This is a genomic window from Streptomyces sp. NH27, from assembly GCF_056859195.1.
In genome coordinates, this window is sequence record NZ_JACEGK010000024.1 from 20,083 (window position 1) to 27,289 (window position 7,207).

A 7,207-nucleotide genomic window follows, 5' to 3' on the forward strand; every position below is an offset into this window, starting at 1 on the left:
TCAGGGGGCCGCGTAACGTGACGCTCATGACGAAGATCCTCATCTCGGCGGACATGGAAGGCGCGACCGGCGTGACGTGGCCGGCCGACGTCCTGCCGGGCAGCGAGCAGTGGCAGCGCTGCCGCCATATGTTCACGTCCGACGTCAATGCGGCGATCGCCGGCTTCCTCGACGGCGGCGCCGACGAGGTCCTTGTCAACGAGGCGCATTGGTCCATGCGCAACCTCCTGTTGGAGAAGCTGGACGAGCGCGCCCAGATGCTCACCGGCCGTCACAAGGACCTGTCGATGGTCGAGGGCGTCCAGCACGGCGACGTCGACGGCATCGCCTTCGTCGGCTACCACACCGGGGCAGGCACCGAGGGCGTCCTCGCCCACACCTACCTCGCCAACTCCATCACCGGCGTGTGGGTCAACGGCGAGCAGGCCAGCGAGGGCCGGCTGAACGCCCTGGTCGTCGCTGAGTACGGCGTCCCGGTGGTGCTCGTCACCGGCGACGACCGGACAGGACTGGACGCGCGGGGATACGCCCCCGAGGCCCACACGGTCGCCGTCAAGGACTACGTCTCGCGGTACGCCGCGGTGTGCCGCCCGCCCGCGCGCACCGCCGCCGACATCCGGGCCGCCGCCAAGCAGGCCGCCGCGCTCGCCGTCAAGTACGAACCGGCGGACGCCGGGCCGTACACGGTGGAGCTGGAGTTCGACGCGGTCCATCTGGCCGGAGCCGCCACCGTGGTGCCCGGCGTCGAGCGCACCGGGGAGCGGCGGGTGGCCTACACCCTGCCGACCATGTACGAAGGAATCCGCGCCTTCAAAGCGGTCACCACACTCGTTTCGCAGGCCGTGGAGGAGCAGTATGGCTGAGCAGTCCGTCGACGCACAGGCGCTCGACGAGGTGGTCCGCTTCACCTCCGACCTGATCCGGATCGACACCACCAACCGCGGTGGCGGCGACGGCAACGAACGCCCTGCCGCCGAGTACGTCGCGGAGCAACTCGCCGACGCCGGCATCGAGCCGCAGATCCTGGAGTCCGCCCCCGGCCGGGCCAACGTGGTCGCCCGCATCACCGGCACCGACCCGTCCGCCGACGCCCTCCTCGTGCACGGCCACCTCGACGTGGTGCCCGCCGAGGCCGCCGACTGGAGCGTGCACCCCTTCTCCGGCGAGATCCGCGACGGCGTGGTCTGGGGCCGCGGCGCCATCGACATGAAGAACATGGACGCGATGGTGCTCGCCACCGTCCGCAACTGGGCCCGGACCGGCCACCGTCCGGTGCGCGACATCGTGCTCGCCTTCACCGCCGACGAGGAGGACAGCGCCTCCTACGGCTCCGAGTTCCTCGCCGACAAGCACGCCGAACTCTTCGAGGGCTGCACCGAGGGCATCAGCGAGTCCGGCGCCTACACCTTCCACGCGGGCGACGGCCTGCGGCTCTACCCGGTCGCGGCCGGCGAGCGCGGCACCGCCTGGCTCAAGCTCACCGCGCGCGGCCGGGCCGGCCACGGCTCGAAGGTCAACGCGGACAACGCCGTCAGCCGGCTCGCCGCCGCCGTCGCCCGGATCGGCGACCACCGCTGGCCGCTGCGGCTCACCGACACCGTGCGCGCCGCACTCGCCGAACTGTCCGCGCTCCAGGGCGTGGACGTCGACCTCGACCGCATCACCGACGGCGACGGGGCGACCGACCCCGACAGCATCGACGCCCTGCTCACCAGGCTCGGCCCGGCCGCCTCCTTCGTGCGCTCGACCGTCCGCAACAGCTCCAACCCGACCATGCTCCAGGCCGGTTACAAGGTGAACGTCATCCCCGGCTCCGCCACAGCCTTCGTCGACGGACGCGTGCTGCCCGGCGGCGAGGAGGACTTCACCACCACCATGGACCGGCTCACCGGGCCGGACGTCGATTGGGAGTACCACCACCGCGAGGTCGCGCTCGAAGCGCCCGTCGACTCGCCCACGTTCGCGGTGATGCGCGAGTGTCTGGAGCACTTCGACCCGGGCGCCCACGTGCTGCCGTTCTGCATGTCCGGCGGCACCGACGCCAAGCAGTTCTCCCGCCTCGGCATCGCCGGCTACGGCTTCTCGCCGCTGAAGCTGCCGCCCGGCTTCGACTACAACGCGCTCTTCCACGGTGTGGACGAGCGGGTCCCGGTCGAGGCGCTGCACTTCGGGGTCGAGGTGCTGGACCGCTTCCTGCGCCGCACCGGCGCACCCGCCGCGCACACCACCTCCGCCGCGGCCGCCATCGCTGGGGAGAGTGCCCGATGACCGCCACCGACCGCATGCCCGTCGCCTACGGCACCTGGCCGTCGCCGATCGACGCCACCACCGCCGCCTCGCACGACGGCAGCCCGGAGTTCGTGGGTGTGGTCGGCGACGAGGTGTGGTGGACCGCGCCCCGACCCGCGGAGGGCGGCCGGCGCGCGCTGATCCGCCGCCTGCCCGACGGCACCGAGCAGTGCCCGCTGCCCGCGCCGTGGAACGTCCGCAGCCGTGTCATCGAGTACGGCGGCACCCCCTGGGCGGGCGTGGTCCTCGACGGTTCGGTGCTGATCGTCTTCGCGCACCACGTCGACCAGCGGCTGTACGCCTTCCACCCCGACCAGCCGGGCAGCGAGCCGCGCCCGCTCACCCCGGTCTCGCCGGTCGGCGGCGGTCTGCGCTGGGCCGACCTCACGATCAGCCCGGAGCGGGGCGAGGTCTGGGGCGTGCTGGAGGAGTTCACCGGGGAAGGGCCCTCGGACGTACGCCGGGTGCCCGCGGCCGTCCCGCTGGACGGTTCGGCCGCCGACGACCGCGCCGCCGTCCGCGAACTGGCCGCCGCCGCCCACCGCTTCGTCACCGGACCGCGGCTGTCACCCGACGGTGCGCGGGCCGTCTGGCTCGCCTGGGACCACCCGCTCATGCCGTGGGACGGCACCGAGCTGCGGATCGCCGACGTGGGCGCGGACGGTGTGTTCGGCCCGGCCCGCACCCTCATCGGCGGCCCCGAGGAGTCCGTCTCGCAGGCCGAGTGGTCGCCCGACGGCACCCTGCTCGCCGCCACCGACCGCACCGGCTGGTGGAACATCCACCGGGTGGACCCGGCCACCGGCGACGCGGTCAACCTGTGCCCGCGCGAGGAGGAGTTCGCCGGCGCGCTGTGGAAGCTCGGCCACCGCTGGTTCCAGCCGCTGGAACACGGCCTGATCGCGGTACTGCACGGCGTCGGCGCCCCCCGGCTCGGGCTGCTCGACACCGCCACCGGCAGCGTCAGCGACGCCCCCGGCCTGTGGACGGAATGGAACCCGACGCTCGCCGCCACCGGCAGCCGGGTGATCGGCGTCGCCGCGAGCGGCCGCACCTCCTACGAGGTGGTCGAACTCGACACCGCCGGCGGCCGCACCCGCGTGATCGGTAACGCGCACCACGACACGGTCGACCCCGCCTACCTCCCCGACCCGGTCGCCCGCACCTTCACCGGCCCCGGCGGCCGCGAGGTGCACGCCCACGTCTACCCGCCGCGCCACCCGGAGGTCACCGCCGACGGCCCCGCGCCATACGCGATCTGGGTCCACGGCGGGCCGACCAGCCGCGCGGCGATGGTGCTCGACCTGGAGATCGCCTACTTCACCTCGCGCGGCATCGGCGTCGCCGAGGTCAACTACGGCGGCTCCACCGGCCACGGCCGCGCCTACCGCAACCGGCTGCGCGAGCAGTGGGGCGTGGTCGACGTCGAGGACTGCGCCGCGGTCGCCCAAGGGTTGGTCGCCGAGGGCGCCGCCGACCCGGACCGGCTCGCCATCCGTGGTGGCAGCGCCGGCGGTTGGACCAGTGCCGCGGCCCTGACCAGCACCGACACCTACGCCTGCGGCACCGTGATCTACCCGATCCTGGATCTGCTCGGCTGGTCGAAGCAGGGCGGCGAGACCCACGACTTCGAGTCGCAGTACCTGGAGTCGCTGGTCGGACCGGTTGACGACGTGCCCGAGCGCTACCGGGACCGTTCGCCGATCAACCGCAGCGACCAGATCGGGGTGCCGTTCCTGCTGCTCCAGGGGCTCGACGACGTGATCTGCCCGCCGGTGCAGTGCGAGCGGTTCCTCGCCGCCGTCGCAGGGCGCGGCATCCCGCACGCCTACCGCGCCTTCGCCGGCGAGAGCCACGGCTTCCGCCGGCTCGACACCATGGTGACCTGCCTGGAGGCCGAACTGTCGCTCTACGGGCAGGTGTTCGGCTTCACCCCGGCCGGGGTGCCGGTGCTGGAGCTGACCACGTGACCGGGCAGGAGCCGAGCTCATGACCGAACGGCTGCGACGGGTCGCCGACGTCGTCGGTGTCCCCGTGCCCGCGCTGATCCGGTCGAGCCGGCTCAGCCCGGGCGACCGGATCTCCGTGGTGGCCCCCAGCGGGCCGATACCGGCCGACCGGCTCGCGGCGGGCCTGGAGGTGCTGCGCGGCTGGGGCCTGGAGCCGGAGGTGGCCCCGCACGTCCTGGACGGCCATCGCTCCGGCTATCTCGCCGGCACGGACCAGGTCAGGGCCGACGACTTCCAGGACGCCTGGTGCGACCCGACCACCACCGCCGTGCTGTGCGCCCGCGGCGGCTACGGAGTGCAGCGGATGGTCGATCTGCTGGACTGGGACGAGATGCGGGCCGCGCCCCCGAAGGCGCTCATCGGCTACAGCGACATCACCGCGCTGCACGAGGCCGTCGCCACCCGGCTCGGCCTGGCCACCGTGCACGGCCCGATGGCCGCGACCGTCACCTTCCTCGACGACGCTCCGACCCGCGACGGGTTGCGGCGCACCCTGTTCGAGCCCGAGGCGGTGCAGGTGCTGGCCCCGGCCGGCGCCCGCACCCTCGTGCCCGGCCGGGCCGAGGGCGTCACCCTGGGCGGCTGTCTGTCCCTGCTCGCCGCCGACCTCGGCACGCCGTACGCACGCCCGTCGGCGGCCGGCGGCATCCTCCTGCTGGAGGACGTCGGCGAGGAGCCGTACCGCCTCGACCGCTACCTCACCCAACTGCTGCGGGCCGGCTGGTTCGACGGGGTCAGCGCGGTCGTGCTCGGCTCGTGGGCGGGCTGCGGCCCCTATGACGCGGTGCGGGAACTGTTCCTGGACCTGCTCGGGCCGCTCGGGGTGCCTGTGGTCGAGGAGTTCGGCTTTGGGCACTGCGCGTCCACGCTGACGATGCCGCTCGGTGTCCCGGCGGTCCTCGACGCGCCCCCGCCCAGCGCTCCCGGCGACCCGGCAGCGCCTGGCCCGGTCCTCAGCATGGAGGTGCCCGCGCTGGCGTGACCGGAGGGCGCCCGTGCGCGCAGCCGCGGGGGCAACCGGTCCGTATGCCCGCCGCCAGTCGGCGGACGCGATGTTCGCCGCCAGTCGGCGAACGTCGGCCGTGGCCGGGGTCGTTCGGGTTCAGCGACCGGGATCGGCGCCGGGCCGGCCGCCGGCGGGTTCCGGCACGAAGACGCTCAACCGGTATGTGGTCGGCCGCGCCAGCCGGCCACAGAGCGTGTTGATCCGGGTCATGCCCGGGATCGATCGGCTCGTCCCCGGTAACGACCTGGTGCACGATAGGCGGCGGGCTTGCGACGTCCTGCGACTTTCGTCTGCGGCGTTGCCGAAATGCCATCAGGGCACCACCCTGAGAGGACACTTCGGCGCCTTGCATCCGAAGCCCCATGACGCGGCTCGCTGATCCACCGCCTATCGTGCACCAGGTCGTAAGCAATCCTGGCACCCGGGCGCGCCACTGCGACTCGTCCTGGGTCTCGAAGACCGTTCCCAACGGCCCCCGTCAGCAGCGGTGCGAGCGGCGGCCCGACGGCTCGCGTCGAGCCGCTGACGTTTCCGCTTCCGCCGGCCCGGCATCAGGATCGCCCGACCGTCGCTCCCACGGCAAGGCAGTTGGCCTGGACCCGGCCCGCACGGCGGCGGTCGCGGGCCGTGGTCATCGGGCCGTGGTCATCGGTCCGGCTCGGTCTGGGGTCTGCCGTTTGGGTCACCGTGGGGGAGCCGGCGATCGACGGCAACGCTGCAGAGGTGCATGCCGGGCGACGCGACGCCGTGGAGACCCACACGACAGTCCCTAACCGGCCGCCGGGAGCAGGACCTCGAAGCGGCAGCCGCCCGGCACGTTGTGCACCGAGGCGCGGCCGTGGTGGGCCTCCACGATGCCGCGGACGATGGCCAGCCCGAGGCCGGCGCCGGCCGGAGGGGTGCGTGCGCCGGTGCCGCGCCAGCCGGTGTCGAAGACCCGCGGCAGGTCGTCCGCCGGGATACCGCCGCAGCCGTCGGTGACGGACAGCACCACCGAGTGCGACTCGGAGTCGTGCCGGGCCGAGACCGCCACGGTGCCGTCGGCGGGGGTGCGATGGATGGCGTTGGCCAGGAGGTTCGCCAGCACCCTGGTCATCTCCCGGCCGTCCACCTCGATCGGCACCTGCTCCACCCGCTCGCCGACCAGCCGTACGCCGTGCTCGGCGGCGAGCGGGTCGGCACCGGCGATCGCGTCGCCCACCAGGTCGTACACCGACATGCGGGCCGGCGTCAGCGTGAGCACCCCGGCCTGGATGCGGGAGAGTTCGAAGAGGTCGCCCACCATCCCGCTGAGCCGGTCCACCTCGGCGCGGATCTGCTGGTGGTAGCGCGCGGGGTCCTCCGCTATGCCGTCCTCCAGGGCCTCGGTCATCGCCCGCAGCCCGGCCAGCGGGGTGCGCAGGTCGTGCGAGATCCATGCGACCAGTTCGCGCCTGGACGCCTCCAGGGCGCGCTCCCGCTCCCGGGAGGCCGCGAGCTTCGCGCTGGTGGCAGCCAATTCCCTTCCCAGATCGGCGAGTTCGGCGGTGGGCGCCTGGGCGGGGGCGGCGAAGGGGCCGCCGTCGCCGAAGGCGCGGGCCGCCTCGGTCAGTGCCCGGCAGCCCGCCACCACCCGGCGCCCCAGGATCAGGGCGACCGCGAGCGACACGACCGCGGCTATGGCGCACACCGTGGTCACCACTCCGAGGTCGTGCTCGGACAGGAACATCGCCCACGCCACCGACAGAGTGCCCGCGAGCATCGCGGCGACGGTCACCGCCGCGACCACGGCCAGTGACAGCGCGACCGAGCGGTTCCGCAGCAGCCGCAGCGCCAGCGCGCCCAGCAGCCCGGCGGCCGCGGCGCCCATCGCCGCGTAGGCGGCGATCAGCAGGACGTCACGCATCGAGCACCGCCCTCGGGG

Annotated in this window: 5 protein-coding genes; 4 read left to right on the forward strand and 1 reads right to left on the reverse strand. The window is 73.6% G+C overall.

Translation table 11 applies throughout. From position 1 onward, the window contains the following. Nucleotides 1-26: 26 nt before the first annotated feature. The 4 genes from AC13HU_RS04105 to AC13HU_RS04120 are packed head-to-tail and all read left to right on the forward strand — an operon-like array spanning nt 27 to nt 5,280. Entirely contained in the window at nt 27-863 is an 837-nt protein-coding gene (locus AC13HU_RS04105; protein ID WP_483040331.1) for a M55 family metallopeptidase, read from the forward strand. Then, nucleotides 856-2,268, forward strand: coding sequence for a M20/M25/M40 family metallo-hydrolase (locus tag AC13HU_RS04110; RefSeq protein WP_483040332.1), 1,413 nt, complete (start codon nt 856-858; stop codon nt 2,266-2,268). The genes AC13HU_RS04105 and AC13HU_RS04110 overlap by 8 nt, the downstream gene beginning before the upstream one ends. After that, a complete protein-coding gene (locus tag AC13HU_RS04115) occupies nt 2,265-4,259 on the forward strand; it encodes a S9 family peptidase (protein WP_483040333.1) in 1,995 nt (664 codons plus the stop codon). Before AC13HU_RS04110 ends, AC13HU_RS04115 begins: the two co-directional genes overlap by 4 nt. 19 nt (nt 4,260-4,278) lie before the next feature. Further along, a complete protein-coding gene (locus AC13HU_RS04120) occupies nt 4,279-5,280 on the forward strand; it encodes a S66 peptidase family protein (protein WP_483040334.1) in 1,002 nt (333 codons plus the stop codon). A 793-nt stretch (nt 5,281-6,073) separates the two neighbouring features. Here the strand turns inward: AC13HU_RS04120 and AC13HU_RS04125 are convergent. Beyond that, nucleotides 6,074-7,189 carry a sensor histidine kinase gene (locus tag AC13HU_RS04125; RefSeq protein WP_483040337.1) on the reverse strand — a complete coding sequence of 372 codons (1,116 nt, stop codon included), beginning with the start codon at nt 7,187-7,189 and terminating at the stop codon, nt 6,074-6,076. Between the last annotated feature and the right edge of the window lie 18 nt (nt 7,190-7,207).